The sequence below is a fragment of the Gordonia namibiensis NBRC 108229 genome (assembly GCF_000298235.1).
GTDB lineage: Bacteria > Actinomycetota > Actinomycetes > Mycobacteriales > Mycobacteriaceae > Gordonia > Gordonia namibiensis.
Genome location: NZ_BAHE01000019.1, coordinates 1 through 24,644, shown reverse-complemented (window position 1 = coordinate 24,644; position 24,644 = coordinate 1). Strand labels below are relative to the sequence as shown.

Genomic DNA, 24,644 nt, shown 5'->3' with positions numbered 1-24,644 from the left:
CATGCGAGACAATGTCCTGAGAGACGGCACTGTTCGGCTCCCGCACGGCGACCGCCTGCGAGACGTCAGTCCGGTGTTGGTCGCCCACGGCACCCGTAACCCGCACGGTGTCACCGTGATCGCCGAGATCGCCGAGGCTGTCAGTGCGCGGATCGGGCTGACCCGTACCGCTTTCGTCGACGTGCTCGGGCCGACCCCGTCCGAGGTGATCGCCGACCTCGACAAGCCCGCGGTCCTGGTGCCGGCCTTCCTCGCTTCGGGGTACCACGTCCGCAAGGACATCCCCGAACACGTCGCGCTCGCGGGCCGACCCGACACGGTCGTGACCCGCGCGCTCGGCCCCGACCCGGCGATCGCGGCGGTCGCCCGCCTGCGGCTCGCCGAGGCCGGCTGGGAGCCGGGCGATTCGGTGGTCCTGGCCGCCGCCGGGTCGTCGGATCCCAGTGCCTGCGGCCAGGTGTATCTGGCTGCGCGCCAACTGGAATCCCTGATCGGTGGCCGGGTGGAGGTCGGGTTCATCACGACCGCGCAGCCGTCGGTGCCGGAGGCGATCGAGAAGGCGCGCCGCACCGGACGTCGCGTCGTGGTCGCGAGCTACCTGCTCGCACCGGGGCTCTTCCACCAGCGTCTGGAGACCTACGGCGCCGACGCCGTCGCCGCACCCCTCGGCCCGGACCCGCGCATCGTCGACCTCATCGTCACGCGCATGCGGGCCGCGATCAGCCCGTACCGACGCACCCCGGTGCCGCGGCTCGTCTGAGCTGCGTCGGCTGGCTTCGATACGGCTCGTCGCACGCTCCTCGCCTACTCAACCAGCGGGGGGTGGTTCGTTCTGTTGGCCGAGTAGCGGCGACCGGGCCGGCGGGTGGTTCGTTCTGCTGGCCGAGTAGCGACGACCGAGCCGGCGGGTGGTTCGTTCTGTTGGCCGAGTGGTGACGGCCGGGCCACGCGGGGGGCTCGTTCTGCTGGCCGAGTAGCGACGACCGAGCGAAGCGAGGACGCCGCGTATCGAGGTCACGCGATCGCCCACCGGCACTCGCGCAACCGGATTCGTCCTTCGGAGATCGGGACACCTTCCGCCGCAAGCCTTTCGAGCTGTCGGTTCGCGAGATGCGGAGCGGGACGACCGCTCGCGGGGACGACCCGATGCCACGGCAGGTCGGCGGTGTCGGTGCGCATGATCCAACCGACGATCCGGGCGCTGGACAGTCCGGCCGCGCCGGCCAGGTCGCCGTAGGTGCTCACCCGGCCGACCGGGATCGCCGCGACCAGGGCGCGGACGGCTTCGACCTGTTCCTCGGTGATCGCCGCCATCGGGGTCCTAGAGCAGCGAGCGGATCAGCGACGCGGACAGTTCCGGTTCGAGGAACGGCACCATGTGCTCACAGTCGACGTGGTGCACCGTCACGTCGTCACCGCGTTCGCTCGCGCAGGCCTCCAGGAACGACGGCCGCACGAAGGGCGGCTGCACCTGATCGGCGACGACGATGTGCGTGGGCACGCCCGGTGGCGGAAGTACTGCGGGCCGAGCCATCTCGCTCCAGGACGCGGCGGCCGCGGGCGCACTGACCCGCCAGCCCACCCGGCCGTGCGGACGGGGGATGAGGTGCTCGGTGAGCTCGGCCTCGAGAATGTCGTCGGGCACATCCGCCCAGCCCTCGGCACGTTTGGCCGAGCGCGCGGCGTCGGCGCTCGGGTAGTCCCAGTTGTCGAGACTGTCGGTGGCGACCTGGAGCGCGAACTCTGGGTCGAGGCCCTGGGCAGGGTCGAGGAGGACGATCCCCTTGACGTCGTCGGGCCGACGGTTCGCCAGGTGGAGAGCGAGTGCACCGCCGTACGAGTGGCCCACGACGACGATCGGCCGGTCGGTCGGGACGTGGTCGTCGAGCACGGCGGACAGTGCACGCACATGGTGCTCGATGCTCCACGGCGGACGCCACGGTGAACGTCCGTGGCCGATGAGGTCCGGCGCGACGATGCGGACACCACTCAGGTGCTGTGCCAGGGGCTCCCAGCGACGACCGTGGCCGGTGAGACCGTGGATTGCGAGAACGGTGTCGCCCTCCGCCGTGTCGCCGCCGAAGACATACGTGTTGAGAGCTGTCACCTCGTCCATCCTGCCGTATGCGCGGGTGGCGAGCCCGACCCACCCGCACCGACACCTCGGGCCGCGGGAGTCGTCGGTGGCACATGATTCGATGGAGCCCATGAGTCGGAAACCGGGCACCCAGGCGTCACGCAGCGCCCTGCGCGCACGGCTCGTCGCAGCGCCCGAGGCCGCGGACCGCCCCCGGGAGTGGCCGCCGGCGATCACGCAGGTCATCGACCCGGCGGCGAGCATCCCGGCCGGCGAGGAGGAGCAGGCCTGGCGTCCGGTGCGGGTCCACGGCGGACCGGGCAGCGGCAAGACCTCGCTGATCGTCGACGCCGCTGTCGCGCGCCTGCTCGACCCCGCGACCGATCCGGAATCGGTCCTCGTCCTGGCGTCGAGCCGCCGGGCGGCGGTCGCGCTGCGCGAGGAGATCACCCGGCGCGTGCTCTCGGCCAACGCGGCCGGGCGGCGTGTGCTCGGCGGTGCGCTCCGCGAACCCCTCGTCCGGACCGTGCACTCCTACGCCTTCGCGATCCTGCGCCTGCAGGCGAGTGCCCACGGCAACCCGCCCCCGCGGCTGATCACCGGATCGGAGCAGGACGTCGTGCTGCGCGAGCTGCTCGCCGGCGACATCGAGGACGGCGCGGAGTACTGGCCCGCGCATCTGCGGCCGGCCCTGGGTACCGACGGTTTCGCGCAGGCACTGCGCGACCTGATGATGCGGGCCGCCGAACGCGGCGTCGGGCCGGAAGAACTCGCGGCCCTCGGTCGTGAACACAAACGCCCCGAGTGGACCGCCGCGGCCCGTGCGTACGCCCAATACGAGCAGAACATGTTGCTGCGCGGCGCGGTCGGCCTCGAGACGCCCGGTGCGTCGGCGCCGGCCGTCGACGCCGCCGAGCTGATCGGTTCGGCGTTGTCGGCCTTCGCGACCGATCCCGACCTGCTCAGTGGCGAACGCCGCCGCATCCGTCACCTCCTCGTCGACGACGCGCAACATCTGGATCCGCAGGCCGCACAGCTGATCCGGCTGGTCGGTACCGGCACCACCTCGACGATCATCGCGGCCGACACCGATCAGTCGGTCTTCGGATTCCGGGGGGCCAGTCCACGATTCGCCGACGGGCTCGCCGAGCCGGGGTCCGAGCGCGACATCGTGCTCGAGCACGACTTCCGCTCCCACCCCGACCTCGCCCGCCTGGGCCGCGCGATCGCCGCGCGGCTCCCCGGGGCGCGCCCGCACGCATATCCCCAACCGGTGCAGGCCGAGTCCGACGCCGCAGTGCCACGCGACGTGGCTGCCGTGCGCGTGTACGGATCGGCGGCCAAGGAGGCCACCGCGATCGCCGACCTGCTGCGCCGCGCCCATCTGTTCGACGGCGTCCCGTGGTCGCAGATGGCCGTGATCGTCCGGTCGGTGTCCCTCGCCCTGCCCCCACTGCGCCGTGCGTTCCGGTCGGCCGGGGTCCCGGTGACCACCCCGGCCAGCGATCTGCCGCTGCACCGCCAGCGTGCGGTGATCGCGCTGATGCTGGTGCTGCGGGTGGTCGCCGCCCGCCGCGAGGACCCGACGATGCGGAGCGAGGCGACCCCGGAGTCCGAGCTGTTCACCACCGAGGACACGCTGACGCTGCTGTCGGGTCCGGTCGGTGCGGCCGATCCCGGTGCGATGCGACGCCTGCGGCGCGGCATCCGTCGCCTCGACGAGAAGAACGACCCGACGGCGCAACCGGATTCGCTGACCTCGTTGACCCGCGCCCTCCTCGACCCCGAGCTCGGCGCACGGTACCGCCGGGCCCTCACCGAGACCGAGGCGGGGCCGCTGGCCCGCGTTCTCGACGTCGTCGCCGCCGGACAGCGGGCGCACGATGCCGGACGCGGCGTCGAAGAGACGCTGTGGGCGGCCTGGCAGGCCACCGGTCTGGAACGGCGCTGGGCGGCGTCGGCGGTCCGGGGCGGCCCGGCCGGGGAACAGGCCGACCGTGACCTCGACGCCGTCATGGCGATGTTCGAGGCAGCGGCCAACTTCGCCGACACCCTGCCCGCCGCCGGGCCGGCCGGGTTCGTCCACTACCTGTCCCAGCTGCAGATCCCGCGTGACAGCCGAACCGCCACGGCGGCAACCGAATCGGTGACCGTCCTGTCAGCGCATGCCGCGGTCGGCCGCGAGTGGGAGGTTGTCGCGGTGGCCGGGGTCCAGGACGGTCTGTGGCCGTCGTTGCGCAGCCGCGGCGGTGTGCTCTCCACCGGTGCGCTCGTCGACATCCTCGACGGCATGGACGCCGGCGCGGTCGACACCGTCGCCCGTGGCGCGACGGCACTCGCCGACGAGCGGCGGCTGTTCCTGGTCGCCTGCACGCGCGCACGCAGCAGGCTGCTCGTGACGGCGGTGGAGGACGGCAGCGGCGACGCCTCGCCGTCGCGCTTCCTCACCGAACTCGCCGATCTCGTCGACGATCCCGACGACGAGGCGCCTCAGGCCGAACTCCAGCTCGACCCCGGCGTGGACCGCGTTCTGTCGCTCCCGTCGCTGGTCGCGACCCTGCGTTCGGTCGTCATGGCCGGGGCCCACGAACCCGACGAGCGGACCCGGGCCGCAGCCCGGCTGCTCGCCGAACTCGCCGACTCCGACATCCCCGGCGCCCACCCGCGCGACTGGTTCGGGCTCGCCGAACCCAGCACCGATGCGCCGCTGTGGACACCGGACAACGGACCCGTCGTGCTGTCGCCGTCGAATGTCGAAGCGCTGAACAGGTGTTCGCTGCGCTGGGTGCTCGAACGCAACGGCGGCCGCGACGGCGACGGGACGCCCGCACTCACCGGTAGCCTCGTGCACACACTTGTCCAGGCCGTTGCGGGACAGCTGGATCCGGCCGAGGTGACCGCGGCGCTGCGCGCGATCTGGGACCGGGTCGACACCGGCGCGGGCTGGTACTCGGCCCGGGAACTCGAACGCGCCGAGAGCATGCTCGGCCACTTCCGCGACTGGCTGCGGATCTCGCGTGCCGACCTCGAGGAGGTGGGCGTCGAACTGCCGGTCGACGCCACCGTTCCCGGCGGTCCCACCGGTGATCCCGACGAAGAGGATGCGCCCGACGTGCGGCTGCGCGGCCGCGTCGATCGCCTCGAGACCGACGCGGCCGGCCGCCCGGTGGTCGTCGACGTCAAGACGTCGAAGAACGCGATCACCAAGGCCGAGGCCGACGAGCACGCCCAGATGGCGGCCTACCAGGTCGCGTTGGCGCATGGGGGAGTGCCACAGTTCGGTGATGTCCCGCCAGGCGGTGCGCGCCTGGTCTACGTGTCCACCGCGAACCGCAATTCCGGTGCGGCCGAACGCGTCCAGTCGCCGTTGACGCCCGAGATGCTCGACGAGTGGATCGGCGTGGTGCGCCGGGCCGCCCGCGCGAGCATCGGCCCGACCTTCACCGCGACACCCAACCCGGGCTGCGTGCACTGCAACCTCACCACCAGCTGCCCCGCGAAGATCCCCGGAAAGGCGGTGACCGATGACTAGCGGAACCCAGACCGGCGGACTCACGCCCGGCCGGACGATGATCGGCGCGAAGTCGCTGGCCGCGGCGCTCGGCCTTCCCGACCCGACCCCCGAACAGGTGGCGGTGATCGAGGCGCCGGTCGAGCCGATGCTCGTCGTCGCCGGAGCCGGTGCGGGCAAGACCGAGACGATGGCCTCGCGGGTGGTGTGGCTCGTCGCCAACCAGATCGTGGCACCCGACGAGATCCTCGGACTCACCTTCACTCGCAAGGCCGCCAGCGAGCTCGGCGCACGTATCCGGCGTCGCCTGTCCATGCTGTCGGGCGCGCCCGCCCTGCGCACCTGGGACCCGGACGGGACGCTGGCCGCACGGCTGCGCGGCGCCGACCCGGAGGTCAGCACCTATCACGCCTACGCCGGCCGCTTGATCGCCGACTACGGTCTGTTGCTGCCCGTCGAACCGTCGTCGACGCTGCTCACCGAGACCGAACTGTGGCAGCTCGCCTTCTCGCTCGTGTCGTCGTGGCCGGGGGAGCTGAACACCAAGAAGGTTCCGGCCAGCGTCACCGAGTCGGTCCTCAAGCTGTACGGCGAGATGTCCGAACACCTCGTCGACATCGACGATCTCGCCAAGGCGGGTTCGCGACTCTACGAGCTCATCGACACCCTGCCGAAGGGTCCGAAGCAGCGCGACAAGCCCACGCAGGCGCTGCTGAAGGTCAAGGAGGTCATCGACGAACGGCGCGAACTGATCCCGATGGTGATCGCCCTCGGCGAGACGATGCGGGCGCAGTCCTCGCTCGACTTCGGTAGCCAGATGTCGCTCGCCGCGAAGCTCGTCGTGTCCAACCCGGAGGTCGTGGCCGCCGAGCGCACGGCGTTCCGCGCGGTCCTCCTCGACGAGTACCAGGACACCGGCCATTCGCAGCGCGTGCTGCTGTCGACCCTGTTCGGCGGCCACGACCCGTCGCGGGAGTCGGTCGCCGTCACCGCGGTCGGTGACCCGATCCAGTCCATCTACGGCTGGCGCGGTGCGTCGGCGGCCAACCTCCCGCGGTTCGCCCGCGACTTCCCACGACCCGACGGCACGCCCGCCGAACGTCGCGAACTCCTCACCAGCTGGCGCAACGCAGCTCAGGGCCTCCGCCTGGCCAACCAGATCTCGGAGGAACTGCGGCGCCGCGGCATCCCGGTCTCCATCCTCCGACCCCGCCCCGACGCCCCGCACGGCACCGCGGCCATCGCCCTCACCGAGACCGTTCTCGACGAACGTAACTGGATCGCCGACGAGGTCGAGCGGCGCTATCGCGCCGCCGAGGCCGCCGGCGAGGCGCCTCCCACCACGGCGATCCTGGTGCGGCGCAACGAGGATTCCGCCCCGCTGGCCGCCGAGCTGGAGAGCCGCGGCATCCCCACCGAGGTCGTCGGCATCGGTGGACTGTTGCACGTCCCGGAGATCGAGGACATCGTCGCGACGCTGCGCGTCATGGCCGATCCGATGGCCGGCACCGCCGTGATGCGGCTCCTCACCGGTGCCCGCTGGCGTCTCGGCGCCAAAGACCTTGCCGCGCTGTGGCGTCGGGCCACGACGCTGGCCGCCGAGAGCTACGCAGAGGCGGGTGGCGTCGTCACCAGCCGCGAGGAACTCGACGCCGCGCTCGACGCCGTACTGCCCACCGAGATCGTCGATCGCGCCGGGATCGCCGATGCCGTCGTCGATCCGGGTGACCCCGGCGACTACAGCCCGGAGGGATACGCCCGCATCCGGGCGTTCGGTGCGCAGCTCGAATCCCTCCGCCGCCGCATCGGACAACCACTGCCCGAACTCGTCGCCGATGTGGAGAACACCATCGGCGTGGGCGTCGAGGCGCAGATCCGGGCCCGGCGCATGCGCGGCGCGATCACCGGCCGCGAACACCTAGACGCCTTCGCCGACTACGTCAGCCACTACGCCGACCGTCCCGGTGCGAACCTGCCCGGGCTGCTGGCTTTCCTCGACGCCGCCGAGTCCATCGAGAAAGGCCTGGAGCCCGGCAAGATCGAGGTCGCCGAGCAGCGCGTGCAGATCCTCACCGTGCATGCGGCCAAGGGGCTCGAGTGGGACGTCGTGGCGATCCCGCACCTCGCGAAGGGAATCTTCCCGAGCGCCAAGGCCGACACCACGTGGCTCGGCAGCGCGCGCGAACTACCCGCCGACCTGCGCGGCGACCTCGCGATCCCGGCCGAGTCGGCCGACGGCACGCCCGAGGGCTTCCCGCTGCTGAAGATCGACACCGTCGGCGACCGCAAGCAACTCGAGGACGCCCTGTCCGACCACAAGGCGGCGATCAGCGAACGCCGCCTCGAGGAGGATCGGCGCCTGCTCTACGTCGCCCTCACCCGCGCACGACACGACCTGCTGATCTCCGCTCACCACTGGTCGGAGACCGGTGACAAGCCGCGCGGCGGTTCGGATTTCTTCGACGAGCTGATGGTCGCCATCGACGAGGCGATCACCGATCCCGCCGTCGACTCCACCGGCCTGTCGATCGCGGTGCGCACCCCGCCGCCGGCCGAGGACGCGACCAACCCGCTGGCCGAACGCGTTGTGGCGCAGCCGTGGCCGCGTGATCCGCTCGCCGGCCGCCGCGACGCCGTGCAGGCGGCCGCCGACCTCGTCCTCGACGCCATCGCCACTCGCGAGGCGCCCGCACTGTTCGAGGCGCCGGAGGCCCCGGACGATCCGGAGATGCTGCCGATGCCGCCCGACCCGGAGGACGAGGTCGCGGCCTGGGAGGCGGAGGTGTCGGCCCTGCTGGCCGAACACCACCAGGCCAACCAGGCGCTCGTCGAGGTGACGCTGCCGACGCACCTGTCGGTCAGCCAGCTCGTCGAACTCGACGCCGACGAGGCCGAGTTCGCCCGCAGGCTCCGGCGCCCGACGCCCTTCCGGCCCAACCCGATGGCGCGGCGCGGCACCGCATTCCACGCCTGGGTCGAGCGCTGGTTCGGTGCCACCCGGCTGCTCGACATCGACGAATTGCCCGGCGCGGCGGACGCCACGGCGAGCCCGGACGCCGACCTCGATGCGTTGCGCGAGGCCTTCCTCGCGTCCCGCTGGGCCAATCGCAGCCCCACCGAGGTGGAGGTGCCGTTCGAGACCGTGATCGGCGGCATCGTCGTGCGCGGCCGCATCGACGCGGTCTTCGCCGAGAAGGACGGATCCTGGACGGTCGTCGACTGGAAGACCGGCGTCGTACCCGAACCGGCGAAACGGGAGTCACTGTTCATCCAGCTGGCCGCCTACCGGATCGCCTGGGCTCAGCTGGCCGGCGTGCCGGTGGAGAAGGTGCACGCCGCCTTCCACTACGTGCGCGACGGACACACCTTGGAGGCCGACGACCTGCCCGACGAGGCGACCCTTGCCGCCAAGCTGGCCAAATGAGCCCTCGCACCGTCGTGTGGGTTACATTTCAGCGTGTGAGCGAACTCCAGGAGCGCAAACGTGGCAATGCGTAACCGCTTCCGCGGCCGCTTCGGATCCGACGCCGAGCTGGCCAACCGGCCCGACCACGCACTGGTCGGCGTCGTCCGTATCCCCGAGTTGCAGCAGAGCCCCGCACGCGCGATCGGACGCCGCGTGCTCTGGGCGTGCCTCGCGCTGTTCTTCACCTCGGTGGTCGTCTGGCTCGATCGCGAGGGGTACCGGGACGCGCAGAACAGCGAACTGTCCTACCTGGACTCGCTGTACTACTCGGCGGTCACTCTGTCGACGACCGGCTACGGCGACATCACGCCGATCAGTCCCTTCGCCCGATTCATCAACATCATCATCATCACGCCGCTGCGTGTGCTGTTCCTGATCGTGCTGATCGGCACCACCCTCGAGGTGCTCACCGAACGGTCCCGACAGGCGCTCAAGATCCAGCGTTGGAGGAATACCGTGCGCAATCACACCGTCGTCATCGGTTACGGCACCAAGGGCCGCACCGCGGTGGACGCCATGCGCGGCGACGGCATCAAGCCCTCGGAGATCGTGGTCGTCGACTCCGACCCGACCGTCCTGGAGTCCGCGGCCTCCAACGGTCTGGTCACCGTCCGCGGCGACGCCACCAAGTCCGACGTGCTGCGTCTGGCCGGAGTCGCGCATGCCTCGAGCATCGTCGTGGCCACCAGCCGCGACGACACCGCCGTCCTGGCGACACTCACCGCACGTGAGATCAACCCGCGGGCCAAGATCGTGGCGTCCATCCGCGAGTCGGAGAACACCCACCTGATGCGGCAGTCGGGCGCGAACTCCGTGGTGGTGTCCTCGGAGACGGCCGGCCGCCTGCTCGGTATCGCGACGATGACCCCGTCGGTGGTCGAGGTGATCGAGGATCTCCTCACCCCCGACGCGGGTTACGCCATCGCCGAACGCGAGGTCGACCCGACGGAGACCGGCGGCTCGCCCGCGCACACCCGCGACATCGTGCTCGGCGTCGTCCGCAACGGGGTGCTGCACCGGGTCGACGACAGCGAGGTCGAACAGATCGAGGTCGGCGACCGTCTGCTGTACGTCCGCAAGAGCCCCGGCGACGACTAGACCCCGGCGACGAGAAGCCCTTCGACGAGAAACACGGTCGACGAGAAGCCCTGTCGGCCACCAGGACACCCCGCACCGACCACCGAAAAGGGACACACCGACGTGCACTTCGAACTGGTCCACCAGCCGCTCCTGTCGCGCGCGACATTCCACCGCGCCGACGAGGTCCGCGACGACGCCGAGCGCATGCTGGCGGGATGGCCACAGGCGAAGGTGCTGCTGATCGACTCCAACGGTCGATATCCGGTCGGGGAGTCCGGTGTGCTGCACTGGGTTCCGGCGACCACCGTCGCCGACGAGCCGCCCGCCGATGCGGTGATCCTCGGTGTCGTGGACGGCATCGACCGGTGGGCGCGCCGGGTCGATCACATCGACGGTCCCACCGACGACGCACGACGTGGCGCCGTACATCTGACGCCGGACGAGGCGGGACTGCTCGTCACCGCGCTGGGAATCCTGAATTGGCATGAGACGGCGAGTCATTCGCCGGTCGACGGGTCGGCGACGCGGCCGGCGCGTGGCGGTTGGGTGCGTCGGAGCGTCCAGTCCGGCCGAGACGAGTTCCCACGCACCGATCCAGCGATCATCACCGTGGTCCACGACGGCGCCGACCGGATCCTGTTGGGGCGCCAAGCCGTCTGGCCTGACGGCTGGTACTCGACCCTCGCCGGGTTCGTCGAGCCGGGGGAGTCACTCGAACAATGTGTGCTGCGGGAGGTGCACGAAGAGGTTGGCATCGTGGTGCGCGAACCGCGCTACCTGGGCAGCCAGCCGTGGCCGTTCCCGCGGTCGCTCATGCTCGGCTTCGCCGCGATCGGCGATCCCGCTGACGAGCTCGCCTTCCTCGACGGCGAGATCGGCGATGCGCAGTGGTTCCACCGTGACGAGGTGCGCGAGGCGTTGTCGCGGGACGGGTGGACGCGTGCCGATCCCGGACCCGACGGCGCGGCACCCCGGTTGCAGCTGCCGGGATCGATCTCCATCGCACGCACGCTGATCGAGTCCTGGGCCGCGGCCGGGTGACGGCGCAGCAGTCCCGGTAGACGAGAAAACCCGGGTCCGGCAAGGCCGGCCCGGGTGTTCAGGTCACGAGATCAGACGCCGAGCTTCTTCTTGACGTCGGCGATCGAGGGGTTGGTCGCGGTGGTGCCGTCGGCGTAGAGAACGGTCGGGACGACGTGGTTGCCGCCGTTGACGCTGCCGACGAATTCGGCGGCATCCGGGTTCAGCTCGATGTCGATCTCCTGCCAGGGGATACCGCTGGCCTTCAGTCCGGTCTTCAGGCGGGCGCAGTAACCACACCACGAGGTGGTGTACATGGTCAGTTCGCCGGTGTCGGAGTTGCGGGCGCCTGCCTCGTCGTCGATCACGTTGCTCATGACTGCCATAACACCATGCATGCGCAGGCTGTTCCCGGCGGCGCCGCGATCGGCGACGTGGGACGCGTCATGCACAGCCCGATCGCCGGTCCGGGGAGCGTCGGTGGGTGGTGACATAGTGGAGTCCGTGCGCCATCCGACCTCCCCCGCGAACCCCGATGCCCGCTTCCGCGATGCCGGCGCGGTCGAGGGACTCGACCCGGAGCAGTCCGCGGCCGTCCTCGCTCCGCGCGGCCCGGTGTGTGTGCTGGCCGGCGCGGGTACGGGCAAGACGCGCACCATCACGCGACGCATCGCCCACCTGGTCGACACCGGTCAGGTGAATCCCGGCCAGGTCCTCGCGGTCACGTTCACCGCTCGCGCGGCGGGCGAGATGCGGACCCGGTTGCGGAGCCTCGGCGTCGGCGGGGCCACCGGCAACGTCGCCGCCCAGACCTTCCACGCCGCGGCGATGCGGCAGCTGCGTTACTTCTGGCCGCGCGCCTTCGGCGATGCCCGGTGGGAGCTGATCGACAACAAGTTCCCGCTCATCTCGCGCGCCGCACGCCGCGCCGGACTCGACACCGCTACCGACACCCTGCGCGATCTCTCGTCGGAGATCGAGTGGGCCAAGGCCACCCTGATCTCGCCGGAGAACTACGTCGAGGCGGTCGGCCGGCTCGGACGCGAGTCGCCCGCACCGCCGCAGAAGGTGGCCGCGGTGTACGGCCACTACGAGGACTCCAAGGTCTCGCCGGACGGCGATCGCCTCCTCGACTTCGACGACATGCTCATCTACATGACGCAGATCCTCACCATCGAGCCCGGTACGGCCGACGAATTCCGTTCGCGCTACCGGTGTTTCGTCGTCGACGAGTACCAGGACGTGACGCCCGTCCAGCAGGGACTGCTCGACGCCTGGCTCGGCGAGCGCGACGATCTGACGGTCGTCGGCGACGCCAACCAGACGATCTATACGTTCACCGGTGCATCCCCGAACTATCTGCTCGACTTCAGCCGTCGCTTCCCGGAGGCGACGGTCGTCCGGCTCGAGCGTGACTACCGGTCCACGCCCGAGGTCGTCGACCTCGCCAACCGCGTGATCGGTGCCGCGCGCGGACGCATCGCCGGGACCCGCCTCCGACTCATCGGACAGCGGCCGTCCGGCCCGCAACCGCAGTTCGCCGAATACGACGACGAGCCGGCCGCCGCCACCTCGATCGCGATCGAGATCAAGCACCTCATCAAGTCGGGTGTCGCACCGTCGGAGATCGCGATCCTCTACCGCGTCAACGCCCAGTCGGAGAACTACGAGCAGGCGCTGACCGAGGCCGGCATCCCGTATCAGGTGCGCGGCGGCGAGGCGTTCTTCGCGCGCACCGAGGTGCGGCAGGCGATGCGTCAGATCGCCACGGTCGCCAACCGCGAGGTGAAGCCCGGTGTCACGACGATCGAGGTCGTGCGCGCCGTCCTCGGCGAACTCGGACTCACCGACGAGGAACCGTCGGGCGCCCAGGCGCGCGCCCGGTGGGAGTCGCTGAAGGCGTTGGTGCAGTTGACCGAGGACATGGTCGCCGAGAACCCCGACCTCACGTTGCCGCAACTGTCTGCCGAACTCACGACCCGGTCCGAGGCGCGCCATCCGCCGACGGTCCAGGGCGTCACCCTGTCGTCGCTGCACGCGGCCAAGGGACTCGAGTGGGATGCGGTCTTCCTGGTCGGGCTGACCGACGGGTCGCTGCCGATCAGCCAGGCCATCAAGGGGTCCTGGGAAGACGTGGAAGAAGAGCGCCGACTGTTCTACGTGGGCGTGACGCGTGCCCGCGAACACCTGCACCTGTCGTGGGCGCTCGCGCGTAATGAGGGCGGACGCGCCCGTCGTCGCTCCCGGTTCCTGACCGATCTCGTCCCCGACGACTCGCCGGCGTCGAAGATCGCCAAGGAACGTACCCCCCGCAAGGGACCCACCTGCCGCGTCTGTGGCTCACGGCTGATGGATTCGACCGCGACGCTGCTCGGTCGGTGCGCGGGATGCCCGTCCGACCTCGACGAGAACCTCCTGGTCGCGCTCAAGGAATGGCGCAGGTCTCGCGCCCAGGCGAAGAAGGTCCCGCCCTTCGTCGTCTTCTCCGACAAGACGCTGACCGCGATCGCCGAACAGCGCCCCACGGATACCGCCGCGCTGGTGTCGATCTCGGGGATCGGCGCGCAGAAACTCGACGAGTACGGCGAGGATCTCCTCGAACTCGTCAAAACCGCAGGTCAAAAATAGGTTGTGCGCCTTCTGACGCACCGTTTAGGCTGATCTCCGTCGGCACACGGGTGGGAACGCTCTTGTGCCCACCAGGAACCCATCGCTCATCGGAGTTCGACGAGAAGAGAAAGGAGCGGATCAGTGAACGGAAGCACCGTGAACCAGGCCGGCATCGCCGTGTCTGCGGCCAAGCCGAACCAGGCACATGCCGTCGTTCTGCGCGCCCGTCGCAACCGCTCCTGGCTGCCTGCCGTCAGTGCACGTCCGGTCGTCGCTCGAGCGACGATTCCGGCAATGCCGGCCGTTGCAGCCGCACTCCCGGCGGTCGCACCGCCGACCGCGGCAGCGCATCCCGCGGTGGCAGTGCATCCGGTAGCAGCGCACGTAGCGCCGGCAGCAGCCGCAGCAGCCCCCGCGCCGCATGGGTTCCCCGTACCGACACCGATTCTCCGGAGTTAGACCTCCGAGAACTTCGGGCCACGGGCGAATCGCAGAGGCGAAACCCGTGGCCCTCTTTTTTGTCACCCGATCATCACCCCTCGCAGGGGTTCTCGGACCGGCAGCCACATCGAGGACATGGGTCACCAATCCCAAACGAGCAGATGTGGAGAAACCCAATGACCGTCGATTGCGTACTCGAGTCCTGTATCTCGGCGGACCGCGCAGCGACCGCCCGGCTCGACCTGCCCTGCCAGGTGGCCGACGCCGACCTGTGGTTCGCCGACAACCCGCGTGACCTCGAGCGTGCCAAGGCGATGTGTGCCGACTGCCCGCTCCGGACCCAGTGCCTGCAGGCGGCCCTGGATCGTGCCGAGCCCTGGGGCGTGTGGGGCGGCGAGATCTTCGAACGCGGCACCGTGATCGCACGCAAGCGCCCCCGCGGCCGGCCGCGCAAGAACTCCGCGGCCTGAGAACACAGACAGCGACGCCGCGAGCAGTGCTCGCGGCGTCGCTGTTCGTCGTCGGGGATCAGTCGCCCAGACCGGGCACCCATTCCTCCATGATGGCGCGGTACGGCGCGTGCGCCTCGAGCTGCGAGGCGATGCCGACACAACCACCGAGCACACGGAACACCATCACGAACCGCTTGGGCACGTTGAGGTTCCGCGAGGTCTTGTAGACCTCGCCGCGCACGTCGGTCGCCTTGCCCGCGGCACGCTGCATCCACTTGCGTGTGAAGTGGAACGACTCGGAGTACAGCGGGTCGACGTACGGCCGCAGGTATGCCTCGAGGTCGGCGCTGGTGACCTTCGACGCGTGCGACGGGCGGATGAACTCCGCCTCGACCATCAGGTCCTTGAGTTCGTCGTACTTCTGGTCGCGGGCGAGCCGCAGGATCGGCCCGGTCTCCGGGGGGAGTCCACCGGGGTAGTGGCCGACCGCACCGAAGTCGAGGACACCGAAACGACCGTCGTCGGCGATGAAGAAGTTGCCCGGATGCGGGTCGCCGTGGAGCAGGCCGACCCGGTACGGCGAGCTGACCTCGAACTCGGCCATTTTCGCAGCCGCGTTGTCGCGGGTCTCCTGGTCGCCGGTCGCGATGATCTTCGACAGCGCGACACCGTCGACCCATTCCGAGACCACGACCTTGGGCGCGCTGGCGACCACCTTGGGGATCAGGAAGTTCGGATGCCCGTCGTACGCCTTGGCGAAGGCCCGCTGGTTGTCGGCCTCGCCGAGATAGTCGAGTTCGGCCTCGGTGCGGTCGATGAGTTCGTCCATCATCGCCTTGACGTCGGTGCCCGGCGACAACCTCTGCAACAGGCCCGACATGCGCGACAGCGTCTTCAGGTCGGCCTTGAGCGCGTGGTCGGCGCCCGGGTACTGGACCTTGACCGCGACCTCACGCCCGTCGGACCACACACCCTTGTGTACCTGGCCGATAGATGCCGACGCGGCCGGCTCGTCGGAGAACTCCTTGAAGCGCTCACGCCAGCGGGTACCGAGTTGCTGGTCGAGGACCTTGTGGACCCTGTCGGCCGACATCGGCGGTGCTTCCGCCTGGAGCTTGGTAAGTGCTTCGCGGAACGGTTCACCGAATTCGTCGGGGATCGCGGCTTCCATGATCGACAGCGCCTGACCCACCTTCATGGCGCCGCCCTTGAGCTCACCGAGGACCGCGAACAGCTGTTCCGCGGACTTCTCGAGGAGTTCCTGGTTGACCTCGTCCTTGTCTCTACCGACCATGCGCTTGCCGAGCCCCGCCGCCGCACGTCCGGCCATACCGATGGGGAGAGAAGCCAACTTCGCGTTGCGACGACCCTGCCCCCGAGTGATGTCGGTCATAGCATCCTTTCCGCGTCACACAATAGACGACTTGAGCTGTTCGTCTCGCACCAGACGACAATCGCAGCTCGGGTGGGGTGACCATTCTCGGCGGTCCACTCGCACAGGATCATCGCGGAACTCCAACACCTGATTCAACAACTGCGGCACGCCCCGTGGCGCGGCGGGGGAGGGCCCACGCAGTGCGGTAACGAGACGTTCGACCTGCCCATGCGCGATCGCGGCGGTCGGCCGCACGATCGCGGGATCCGGGTCGCCCGGCGTGCGGATGAGCTGCACCGCCATCGTCGGCCACTCCGGATCGGCGTCGGAGCGATGGTGGTCGGCGCACATCAGACAACTCGAAAGGCCCGGCAGGACGAGCGGGCCGACGATTCCGACGCCGTCGCGGACCCGGACCAGCAGGTGCGGAATCCGCGCCCTCGTCAGGGCGAATACGACCCGCGGGTCGTGGACGAGGAAGTCGCTGAGGATCACGAGTCTGGTGTCGACGGTGTCGAGAGAGCCGTCGGGGCGTCGGCGCATCGTCCGGTGGACCTGCAGGCCCTGCGCTCGCAAGGAGGCGACCAACAGGTCCGACAACGGTCCCTGACCGTGGATCTGTATGCGGAAGTCGACGAGATCCGAACTCGCCGAGGGGGTTTCGGGTTCGATACTCGGGACCGTCCGCCCGGCCGCGGCCAGGCCGTCGAGGAGCGTCCGGATCTCGTCGTCGGCGAGTCCGGCGGCAGACGCCCGACGGATGAGCAGCTCCGGGGTGCACGGGCGTTCCAGCGAGCGCAGCATCGTGGCGACCGAATGCGCCGAGATCGCGTCGTCGAGCTCGATGATCACGCTGCCGGCCGGATCGATCCCCACGTGCACCCGGTTGCCCGGTCGTACCAGGATCGGTGTTCCCGGCCGGATGCGCGGGACCGTGATGGACATGACGCAACTCTGCCAGCGAAAACATCTCGCGGGAGGCGGTCGGGCCGGTTATCCACAACATGGGCGCGTGCGGCGTCGACTGTGGAGTTACGAGCCGGCCTGCCCGCTCTGTCCGTTCGGCCCGTCGTCTCCGGACTCGGTGTCGTCCTGTTCGGCGAGTGACTTCTCGAGCTGCGCGATGGCGTCGTCGAGATCGGTGTCCTTGTGCAGGAGTCGGTCGATGAACGCCGCCGGGTTGTCCAGGTCGTCGGAGTCGGGCAGCAGGTCGGGGTGTGCCCAGACACCGTCGCGGGTCGACAGGTCGGTGGCCTCGAAGACCCGACGCCACAGTTCCGACGCCTCGCGCACCTTGCGCGGGCGCAGTTCGAGACCGACGAGGGTCGCGAAGGTCTGCTCGGCGGGACCGCCCGAGGCGCGGCGACGGCGGATGGTCTCGGTCAGTGCCCCGGTGCTCGGGATGCGGTCGCCGAGGGCCCGGGTCACCACCTGCTCGACCCAGCCCTCGATGAGGGCCAGCAGCGTCTCGAGACGGCCGAGCGCGGCCTTCTGCTCGGGCGTCGTGGTCGGCTCGAACGACGTCGACGAGCTGATGAGCTCCTCGAGCTTCGACGGATCGGACAGCAACTCGGTGGGATCGATGTTCGACGTGGCGTCGGTGATCCCGCTGAAGTCGATGCTGATCCCGCGCGCGTACTCCTCGACCGTCGACAGCAGACGCTGACGCAGCCAGCCGACGTGTGTGAAGAGCCGGACGTGGGCGGCCTCGCGGGCGGCGAGGAAGACGATGATCTCCTGGGCGGGCTGCTCGAGACCCTCGGCGAACTTCGCGATCGCCTCGGGGAGCAGCACCGCGATGCCCTCGGGCGCCAGCGGCAGACCGATGTCGGTGGAGGTGAGCACCTCCTTGGCGAGCTGGCCGAGCCCCTGCCCGAGCTGGGTGCCGAAGGCCATCCCGCTCATCTGGGTCAGCATGCCCAGCATCGGCCCGGCGAACTGGGCGGCCTCGGCGGGGAGATTGTCCTGCCAGGTGCGCGCGAGCTGCTCGGCGACCGGGTTGCACAGACCCTTCCAGGTGTCCATCGACTCCTCGAGCCACTGCACCGGGGTCCATGCGACGGTCTGGGTGACGCCGCTGGGGAACGTCGTCGCGTCATCAAGCCAGACGTCGGCGAGTCGTACGGCGTCGGCCGACGCCGAGATCTCCTTCTCCAGGATCGGTGTGAACGAACCGATCTGCTGGCGGGCGAGATTCGTGGCGACCTCGTAGTTCACCGGACCGCCGCCGCCACCGGCCATCCCGGCGCCCATGCCGCTGAACATGCTGCCGAGTTGGGAGAACATCTGGCCGAGCATGTTCGGGTCGAAGTTCGACGGGTCGAAGTCGCCGAAGCCCTGTCCGCCTCCGGAACCCTGTCCGCCCATTGCGAATCCGAACGGGTTGGCGCCACCGAAGGGGTTGCCGGGGTTGCCGCCCGGCTTGTCCTTGTCGCCGCTGTTCTTGTCGCGGTCGTCGTCGCCGTTCCCGGACGCCGAGAAGCCGAAGGGCAGATCACTCATACGTCCACCGTACCGCCCGGACAGGCGGGTTCACGGCGTCGGATGTTCGCCGTGCGCGTAGCGACGCCGGGACCGTCGTCGGAGGTCGGGGCACTATCGTGTGCGGAATGAGTTCGAGCCCCCGCTTCCGACGGATCGCCACCGCCGCGGTCAGCGCCCTGGTGTTGCTGGCGTTGCTCGTCGTCGGCACGCAGGTGCAGGTTCCCTACGCCGCGCTCGGTCCTGGCCCGACGCTGAACACCCTCGGGATGACGAAGGTCGAGCAGGACGGCAAGGTCGTCGAACGCAAGGTCGTGCAGATCGACGGTGCGCCCCTCGACAAGACCACCGGCAACCTCAACCTGACGACGGTGTCGGTCAGCGACGGGCTCACCCTCTTCGACGCACTGGGAATGTGGCTGTCCGGGAAGTACGCGCTCACCCCGCGCGACGAGGTGTATCCGCCGGACCGCACCACCGAGCAGGTCCAGCAGGAGAACGCTCAGCAGATGGCGGGGTCGGAGGAGAGCGCCACCATCGCGGCGCTGCGTTTCCTCGACCGTCCCACGGTTCTGCGTATCGCCGGCGTGGGCGCCGAGGGCCCGTCGGCCGGTGTCCTGCAGGCCGGTGACGTGGTCACCAGGGTCGGGGGCGTCGAGGTCGAGACGAGCAAGGAACTGCGCGACGTCGTGTCGAAGAACCCGCCGGGCACGGTGCTGCCGCTGGAGATCGTGCGGCAGGGCACCCCGCAGACGGTGACCGTCACGCTCGCCCCGCATCCCGACGACGCGAAGGCCGGGTTCCTCGGGGTCGCGGCCGAGGTCGCCAATGCCGACCCGTCGCTGAAGGTCACCTACACCGTCGGTGACATCGGTGGACCGTCGGCGGGCATGATGCTGGCGCTGTCGGTCATCGATCAGCTGAGCCCGGGCGAGCTCACCCACGGCAAGTTCATCGCGGGAACCGGCACCATCACCGCCGACGGGGACGTCGGGCCGATCGGCGGCATCACCCACAAGACCCGCGCGGCGCACGATGCCGGTGCGACGGTGTTCCTGGTCCCGGCCCGGAACTGTGCGGAGGCCGTCTCCGACCGTCCCGACGGCCTCGAACTGGTGAAGGTCGAGACGCTCGACAGCGCGGTGGACGCCCTGGACGCCATCGGCGAAGGGCGCCCGGCCCCGACCTGTTGACCGGTCGTTCCTCGTCCGGGCGGTTCAGACCCCGGGTTCGTCGGGTGTGAAGGTGCCGGCGAGCGCCGCCCGCAACTCGGTCCCGAGCTGCGGATGGGTGAGGGTCTCGATCTCCTCACCCGGCTGATGGCGTAACCGCATGAGCGCGAGGTCCTTTCCGGAGCGCAGCACGCCCACCACCAGACGCGCCTGCTCCGACGCGTCGTCCGGAACGCTTGCAGCCGGGTGGCTTTCGTTCGCGACATAACGCGGCGTGCCGTCGTCGCCGGGAGCCGGGGGAGCGACCACGATCTCGATGGCCACCGCGGCTCCGACGACGGCGTCGGGCCAGATCGCCGATGCCAGGAAGGCGTCGAGGTCGGCGTACTCCTGCTCGATCGGGGTGAGGGGCGACTCGTCGTCGCCGCCGAGGACGTCCGGTGCCTCCTCGGCCAGGACCGCAGTCGGGACGAGGGCGAACACCGACGGCGTCTGGCCCCAGCCTGCGGCGTCGACGTGGTCGAGGATCTCGCTCAATGCGCTCCCGAGGTCGTCGGTGGAGAAACCGCGGGGCGTCGTCGGGGGTGTCGTGGGGTCGGGCACCCGCCCATCTTGCCCCGACGAAGCCGTCGTCCACGACCCGGGGAACCGTGATCGACCTCGGATCGTTGTCCCGACGCCCGAGTGTGATCAGCACCCGGGTGGTGCCAGTACAGTGGGCACCACGCCCAGGCTTGCTCGTCACGCAGGGCGTTGTCCGGATTGAGAGCTTTGGAGAGTGGGTCTGGTGGGCGTCCGAGGGCCGGCAGGAATGCCGACACTGTCACGCAGGAGCAAGATCGTCATCGGACTCGGCGTCGCCGTGCTGGTCCTCTTGCTCATCGGGCCACGAATGATCGGTCTTGCGACCGACTGGCTGTGGTTCCGCGACGTCGGGTACTCGAGCGTGTTCAGCACGGTCGTCTGGACCCGTGTCATCCTCTTCCTGATCACGACGCTGGTGGTCGGCCTGATCGTCTTCGGCGCGGTCGCCCTCGCGTACCGGTCCCGGCCGGTCTTCGTGCCCACCGCGGGGCCCAACGACCCGCTCGCGCGCTACCGGACCGCCATCATGACCAAGGTGCGGTGGTTCGCGGTGCTGCCGGCACTGATCATCGGCGCACTCGCCGGTCTCGTCGCACAGGGTTCCTGGGCCACGGTCCAGATGTTCCTGCACGGGACGTCCTTCGGTCAGAAGGACCCGCAGTTCAACCTCGACATCGGCTTCTACGCCTTCGACCTGCCGTTCTACCGGTTCGTGCTGAACCTGCTGTTCGTCGTGGTGGTCGTGGCGTTCCTGGCCAACCTGGTCACCCACTACATCTTCGGCGGCATCCGACTCGCGCAGGGCGGGGGATCGGTCACGATGGCCGCCCGCATCCAGCTCGCGGTCCTGGCCGGAACCTTCCTGCTGCTCAAGGCGGCGGCGTACTGGCTCGACCGCTACAACCTGCTTTCGAGTTCGCGGAAGTCCGAGATCTTCCCGGGCGCCAGTTACACCGACATCAACGCAGTCCTGCCGTCCAAGCTCATCCTGATGGCGATCGCGATCATCTGTGCCGTCGCCTTCTTCGCCGCCGTCGTGCTGCGTGATCTGCGTATCCCCGCTCTCGCAACCGTACTGATGCTGTTCTCGGCACTGCTGATCGGTGTGGGCTGGCCTCTGACCATGGAGCAGTTCTCGGTGAAGCCGAATGCTGCCCAGAAGGAAGCCGAGTACATCCAGCGGGCCATCAACTCCACGCGAGAGGCCTACGGCATCGGGCCGGACAAGGTCATCACGCAGAAGGACTGGACGGCCGAGCCGGCGAACCCCGCCCTCGTCAACAGCGACATCCCGACGCTGTCGAACGTGCGCATCCTCGACCCGAACGTGGTCTCGCCGACGTTCATCCAGCAGCAGCAGCGCCAGAACTTCTACGGTTTCCCGACCCAGCTCGCGGTGGACCGCTACAAGATCGACGGCGAACTCCGCGACTTCGTGGTCGCGGTTCGCGAACTCGATCCGAGCCGCTACCTCGAGAACCAGCAGAACTGGCTGAACAAGCATCTCGTCTACACGCACGGCAACGGCTTCGTCGCCGCGCCGGCGAACCGGGTCAACGAGTCGGCCGACGAGAACGACATCGACGGTGGCGGCGACCCGTTCTACTACGTCAGCGACACCACGAACTACCAGACCGAGGCGTACAAGCGCGACGCCCCGATCAAGGTGACGCAGCCGCGCATCTACTTCGGTGAGCTGCTCGCCAAGATCGATCCCGACTACGCGATCGTCGGTTCCGAGGGCGGCGAGCCCCGCGAACACGACATGGGCGACGCCAAGTACACCTACCAGGGCCCGGCGGGCGTCCCGCTGAGCAATTGGTTCAGCCGGCTGCTGTACGCGGGCAAGTACGCGGAACGCAACTTCCTGCTGTCGGGGGAGATCACCTCGGCGTCGAAGATCATCTACAACCGCGACCCGCGAGACCGCGTGAAGCAGGTCGCGCCGTGGCTGACCGTCGACTCCAAGACCTATCCCGCGGTGATGGAGGACGGTTCGATCAAGTGGGTCGTCGACGGGTACACCACCCTCGACAACTTCCCGTACTCGCAGCCGATGTCGTTGCAGAGCGCGACCGCCGACGCCCAGGACCTCAATCCCGGGCAGACCGGACGCACGCAGGTCAACAAGACCGTGTCGTATGTGCGCAACTCGGTGAAGGCCACGGTCGACGCCTACACCGGTGAGGTCAAGCTGTACGAGGTCGACACCGAGGACCCGGTTCTCAAGACCTGGATGAAGGTCTTCCCGGATTCGGTCGCCTCGCGTGCCGAGTTCGACAAGCAGACCTCCCTGCGGGAGCACGTCCGGTACCCGGAGGATCTGTTCAAGATCCAGCGGGCACTTCTGACGCGCTACCACGTCGACTCCCCGGGCACGTTCTTCCAGGCGAACGACTTCTGGTCGGTGCCCTCTGATCCGACGAGTCCCGACGCCGAACAGCGCGGACTCGATCAGCCGCCGTACTACTTCGTGGCCTCGGATCCGGAGAGCAAGCAGGCATCGTTCCAGATCACCTCGGTGCTCACCCGCCTCAACCGGCCGATCCTCGGTGCCTACATCACCGTCTCCTCGGACCCGTCGAACTATGGGCAGATCACCGTCAAGGAGCTCCCGGGTAACAACCAGCGGTCGGGACCGAAGCAGGCCTTCAACCCGATGAAGACCGATGGCCGAGTCGCCGAATCGTTGAAGGCACTCGAGAACACGGCGAAGGTGACGTTCGGCAACCTGCTGACGCTGCCGGTCGGTGACAACGGAATCCTGTACGTGGTCCCGATGTACGCACAGGCCCAGGGCGAAGAAGCCTTCCCGCGGCTCTTCCGGGTGATCACCCGTTACGAGCCGAAGGAACGCGAGGCGCGCATCGGTTACGCCCCGACGACGGCCGAGGCGCTGCGTCAGGTCGGGATCACGCCGGCCGCCGGTGTGGTTCCCGGTGAGCAGCAGTCCGAGGACACGCCGGACCAGTCCGAGCAGCAGGGTGGGACGACCAACCCGCAGCAGCCCGCGCCTCCCCAGGGCGGAACGCCCGAACGCGACGCCGCGGTGAAGGCGATCGGGGACGCGCTCGGCGCACTGCGGGACGCGCAGACAAAGGGCGACTTCGCCGGTTACGGCCAAGCCCTCGATCGGCTGAACAAGGCTGTCGCACAGTACGAATCACTGCCCGAGCAGAACTAGCCGGACAGATTCCGATCGATGCGCCCCGGTGAGGGGCGCATCGATCGGGAGAGGGAATCCGAGCGCTACGTGCGTCGGGTATCGCTAGCCGCGATACTTGCGCACGTAGCGCTCTTTTTCGTCCGGGGTGTTGTCCGGCAGAACCGGGCTGTGGTGATACCGGTGGCCGATCGTGAAGAAGATCGAGACGGCCACGCCGAACGCCGCGACCATGAGCACCGCGGACACGATAGCGGGGCCCGTGTTGCCGGAGGCCATGTGGACCAGCCACAGTGCCGCGGCCACGAAGCCGCCGAGTGCGAGTACGAATCCGATGAAACTCATCGGGTGGTTGCCATGGCTCTCATGGTGGAGATGGGCGGACATGGTTCCCTCCTCGGTAGTGGGTCAGCCCGGATCGGGTAGCGCCGAGTCTACGCCCGAGAGTGACCCAGCTCACAACGGCGAAAGCTGCCCGAGCCGGACGATGCGCCGCCGTGACCACCTCTGTATCGCTGCGGTGACCGCTGTCACTGACATCGATACTGGTCACGGGCGGTTGCGGCATCGATTTGCATCGCTGACAAACGCGTGTGTAACGTTGTGTTCACCAACGCGGGGTGGAGCAGCTCGGTAGCTCGCTGGGCTCATAACCCAGAGGTCGCAGGTTCAAATCCTGTCCCCGCTACCAACACGAGAACCCCCGCCCGGGATGTCCGGGCGGGGGTTCTCGCTTTTTCTGGGTTTGTTCTCTCAGCCTGGGTGTTGGCACGAGATCCCCGGGTTGATGGCTGAACGAGAACCGGCTCGAAGAACCGGCCCCTGGAATCCACCCTCCGCAGATCTGCCGGCGACGGTGTGTCGTTCGGGCCGCCCGTGGAGGGCGGATACGGGGGCGCGGTTCCCATCGGGAAAGCCCGGACAAGGCTCGGTATCCGCTCCGAATGCACGCCGAACTCGGTAATGGTCCCCAGGCATAGCCGCTGACCAGGCGATTTGACGCTGAGGACCCACGTGCGTAACTTATGTCGAGTCAGCGCGCCACGGCGCCGCCCCGGCCGGCCTGAGAGGGTTTGGATGGGGAGTGGAGATCGGGCTTGCGGCTGACCGCCCCTGAACTTCTGGTTCGAGTCTTTGTGTCTCGGGTTGGTGTTTGAGGGGTCGCCAGATTCCTTCGGACTGCGGATCTTCGGGTTTGCGGGGCGGAGTTT

18 protein-coding genes and 1 tRNA gene are annotated in these 24,644 nt (G+C 69.1%); 10 read left to right on the top strand and 9 right to left on the bottom strand.

What is annotated here, in order from left to right; translation table 11 throughout:
• Position 1 precedes the first annotated feature (1 nt).
• Entirely contained in the window at positions 2 to 760 is a 759-nt protein-coding gene (locus GONAM_RS11320) for a sirohydrochlorin chelatase (protein WP_006866904.1), read from the top strand.
• Positions 761 to 1,014: 254 nt separating this feature from the next.
• Here the strand turns inward: GONAM_RS11320 and GONAM_RS11315 are convergent, their stop codons facing one another.
• Both GONAM_RS11315 and GONAM_RS11310 read right to left on the bottom strand, forming a co-directional pair.
• Positions 1,015 to 1,314 (bottom strand): MGMT family protein, encoded by a 300-nt coding sequence (locus GONAM_RS11315; RefSeq protein ID WP_006866903.1) that lies wholly within the window; start codon positions 1,312 to 1,314, stop codon positions 1,015 to 1,017.
• A gap of 7 nt (positions 1,315 to 1,321) precedes the next feature.
• Positions 1,322 to 2,107 carry an alpha/beta fold hydrolase gene (locus GONAM_RS11310; protein WP_006866902.1) on the bottom strand — a complete coding sequence of 262 codons (786 nt, stop codon included), beginning with the start codon at positions 2,105 to 2,107 and terminating at the stop codon, positions 1,322 to 1,324.
• Between the two features lie 100 nt (positions 2,108 to 2,207).
• Here GONAM_RS11310 and GONAM_RS11305 point away from each other — a divergent pair, with 100 nt between their 5' ends.
• The 4 genes from GONAM_RS11305 (at position 2,208) to nudC (ending at position 11,175) form a co-directional block, all read left to right on the top strand.
• Positions 2,208 to 5,609 carry an ATP-dependent helicase gene (locus GONAM_RS11305; protein ID WP_006866901.1) on the top strand — a complete coding sequence of 1,134 codons (3,402 nt, stop codon included), beginning with the start codon at positions 2,208 to 2,210 and terminating at the stop codon, positions 5,607 to 5,609.
• Complete coding sequence (locus tag GONAM_RS11300) at positions 5,602 to 9,012, top strand: ATP-dependent helicase (protein ID WP_006866900.1); 3,411 nt, start codon at positions 5,602 to 5,604, stop codon at positions 9,010 to 9,012. Before GONAM_RS11305 ends, GONAM_RS11300 begins: the two co-directional genes overlap by 8 nt.
• Before the next feature lie 66 nt (positions 9,013 to 9,078).
• Positions 9,079 to 10,152: a potassium channel family protein gene (locus GONAM_RS11295; RefSeq protein WP_040536179.1), complete on the top strand. Its 1,074-nt coding sequence runs from the start codon at positions 9,079 to 9,081 to the stop codon at positions 10,150 to 10,152.
• Positions 10,153 to 10,254: 102 nt separating this feature from the next.
• Entirely contained in the window at positions 10,255 to 11,175 is a 921-nt protein-coding gene (nudC, locus tag GONAM_RS11290) for an NAD(+) diphosphatase (protein ID WP_006866898.1), read from the top strand.
• Between the two features lie 71 nt (positions 11,176 to 11,246).
• Here the strand turns inward: nudC and GONAM_RS11285 are convergent, their stop codons facing one another.
• Entirely contained in the window at positions 11,247 to 11,531 is a 285-nt protein-coding gene (locus tag GONAM_RS11285) for a mycoredoxin (protein WP_005197022.1), read from the bottom strand.
• 118 nt (positions 11,532 to 11,649) lie between these two features.
• On the opposite strand from GONAM_RS11285, the gene GONAM_RS11280 reads away from it, so the two are divergent.
• On the top strand, positions 11,650 to 13,782 hold the full coding sequence (locus GONAM_RS11280; protein ID WP_006866897.1) for an ATP-dependent DNA helicase UvrD2: 2,133 nt from the start codon (positions 11,650 to 11,652) through the stop codon (positions 13,780 to 13,782).
• 235 nt (positions 13,783 to 14,017) lie between these two features.
• Here GONAM_RS11280 and GONAM_RS22670 read toward each other — a convergent pair whose 3' ends face one another.
• Entirely contained in the window at positions 14,018 to 14,206 is a 189-nt protein-coding gene (locus GONAM_RS22670) for a hypothetical protein (protein ID WP_157159154.1), read from the bottom strand.
• Positions 14,207 to 14,381: 175 nt separating this feature from the next.
• Here GONAM_RS22670 and GONAM_RS11275 point away from each other — a divergent pair, with 175 nt between their 5' ends.
• Complete coding sequence (locus GONAM_RS11275) at positions 14,382 to 14,675, top strand: WhiB family transcriptional regulator (protein WP_006866895.1); 294 nt, start codon at positions 14,382 to 14,384, stop codon at positions 14,673 to 14,675.
• A gap of 58 nt (positions 14,676 to 14,733) precedes the next feature.
• Here GONAM_RS11275 and GONAM_RS11270 read toward each other — a convergent pair whose 3' ends face one another.
• From GONAM_RS11270 to GONAM_RS11260, 3 genes are all read right to left on the bottom strand, one after another.
• Positions 14,734 to 16,050 carry an ABC1 kinase family protein gene (locus tag GONAM_RS11270; RefSeq protein ID WP_006866894.1) on the bottom strand — a complete coding sequence of 439 codons (1,317 nt, stop codon included), beginning with the start codon at positions 16,048 to 16,050 and terminating at the stop codon, positions 14,734 to 14,736.
• A gap of 15 nt (positions 16,051 to 16,065) precedes the next feature.
• Positions 16,066 to 16,977: a hypothetical protein gene (locus GONAM_RS11265; RefSeq protein ID WP_006866893.1), complete on the bottom strand. Its 912-nt coding sequence runs from the start codon at positions 16,975 to 16,977 to the stop codon at positions 16,066 to 16,068.
• Between the two features lie 87 nt (positions 16,978 to 17,064).
• Complete coding sequence (locus GONAM_RS11260; RefSeq protein WP_006866892.1) at positions 17,065 to 18,534, bottom strand: zinc-dependent metalloprotease; 1,470 nt, start codon at positions 18,532 to 18,534, stop codon at positions 17,065 to 17,067.
• 107 nt (positions 18,535 to 18,641) lie between these two features.
• Here GONAM_RS11260 and GONAM_RS11255 point away from each other — a divergent pair, with 107 nt between their 5' ends.
• Positions 18,642 to 19,706: a YlbL family protein gene (locus GONAM_RS11255; protein ID WP_174310898.1), complete on the top strand. Its 1,065-nt coding sequence runs from the start codon at positions 18,642 to 18,644 to the stop codon at positions 19,704 to 19,706.
• A gap of 24 nt (positions 19,707 to 19,730) precedes the next feature.
• On the opposite strand, the gene GONAM_RS11250 is transcribed toward GONAM_RS11255, so the two are convergent.
• Entirely contained in the window at positions 19,731 to 20,288 is a 558-nt protein-coding gene (locus GONAM_RS11250) for a PPA1309 family protein (protein WP_006866890.1), read from the bottom strand.
• Between the two features lie 208 nt (positions 20,289 to 20,496).
• On the opposite strand from GONAM_RS11250, the gene GONAM_RS11245 reads away from it, so the two are divergent.
• Complete coding sequence (locus GONAM_RS11245) at positions 20,497 to 23,454, top strand: UPF0182 family protein (RefSeq protein WP_006866889.1); 2,958 nt, start codon at positions 20,497 to 20,499, stop codon at positions 23,452 to 23,454.
• An 84-nt stretch (positions 23,455 to 23,538) separates the two neighbouring features.
• Here the strand turns inward: GONAM_RS11245 and GONAM_RS11240 are convergent, their stop codons facing one another.
• Positions 23,539 to 23,820: a hypothetical protein gene (locus tag GONAM_RS11240; RefSeq protein WP_006866888.1), complete on the bottom strand. Its 282-nt coding sequence runs from the start codon at positions 23,818 to 23,820 to the stop codon at positions 23,539 to 23,541.
• A gap of 227 nt (positions 23,821 to 24,047) precedes the next feature.
• On the opposite strand from GONAM_RS11240, the gene GONAM_RS11235 reads away from it, so the two are divergent.
• Positions 24,048 to 24,124, top strand: a tRNA-Met gene (locus GONAM_RS11235).
• Positions 24,125 to 24,644: the final 520 nt, after the last annotated feature.

Bases quoted from the DNA above. Each gene is read 5' to 3' on its own strand.
- GONAM_RS11320 (WP_006866904.1), top strand. From the start codon at position 2: ATGCGAGACAATGTCCTGAGAGACGGCACTGTTCGGCTCCCGCACGGC.
- GONAM_RS11315 (WP_006866903.1), bottom strand. From the start codon at position 1,314: ATGGCGGCGATCACCGAGGAACAGGTCGAAGCCGTCCGCGCCCTGGTC.
- GONAM_RS11305 (WP_006866901.1), top strand. From the start codon at position 2,208: ATGAGTCGGAAACCGGGCACCCAGGCGTCACGCAGCGCCCTGCGCGCA.
- GONAM_RS11300 (WP_006866900.1), top strand. From the start codon at position 5,602: ATGACTAGCGGAACCCAGACCGGCGGACTCACGCCCGGCCGGACGATG.
- GONAM_RS11295 (WP_040536179.1), top strand. From the start codon at position 9,079: ATGCGTAACCGCTTCCGCGGCCGCTTCGGATCCGACGCCGAGCTGGCC.
- GONAM_RS11285 (WP_005197022.1), bottom strand. From the start codon at position 11,531: ATGAGCAACGTGATCGACGACGAGGCAGGCGCCCGCAACTCCGACACC.
- GONAM_RS11275 (WP_006866895.1), top strand. From the start codon at position 14,382: ATGACCGTCGATTGCGTACTCGAGTCCTGTATCTCGGCGGACCGCGCA.
- GONAM_RS11270 (WP_006866894.1), bottom strand. From the start codon at position 16,050: ATGACCGACATCACTCGGGGGCAGGGTCGTCGCAACGCGAAGTTGGCT.
- GONAM_RS11265 (WP_006866893.1), bottom strand. From the start codon at position 16,977: ATGTCCATCACGGTCCCGCGCATCCGGCCGGGAACACCGATCCTGGTA.
- GONAM_RS11260 (WP_006866892.1), bottom strand. From the start codon at position 18,534: ATGAGTGATCTGCCCTTCGGCTTCTCGGCGTCCGGGAACGGCGACGAC.
- GONAM_RS11255 (WP_174310898.1), top strand. From the start codon at position 18,642: ATGAGTTCGAGCCCCCGCTTCCGACGGATCGCCACCGCCGCGGTCAGC.
- GONAM_RS11245 (WP_006866889.1), top strand. From the start codon at position 20,497: ATGCCGACACTGTCACGCAGGAGCAAGATCGTCATCGGACTCGGCGTC.
- GONAM_RS11240 (WP_006866888.1), bottom strand. From the start codon at position 23,820: ATGTCCGCCCATCTCCACCATGAGAGCCATGGCAACCACCCGATGAGT.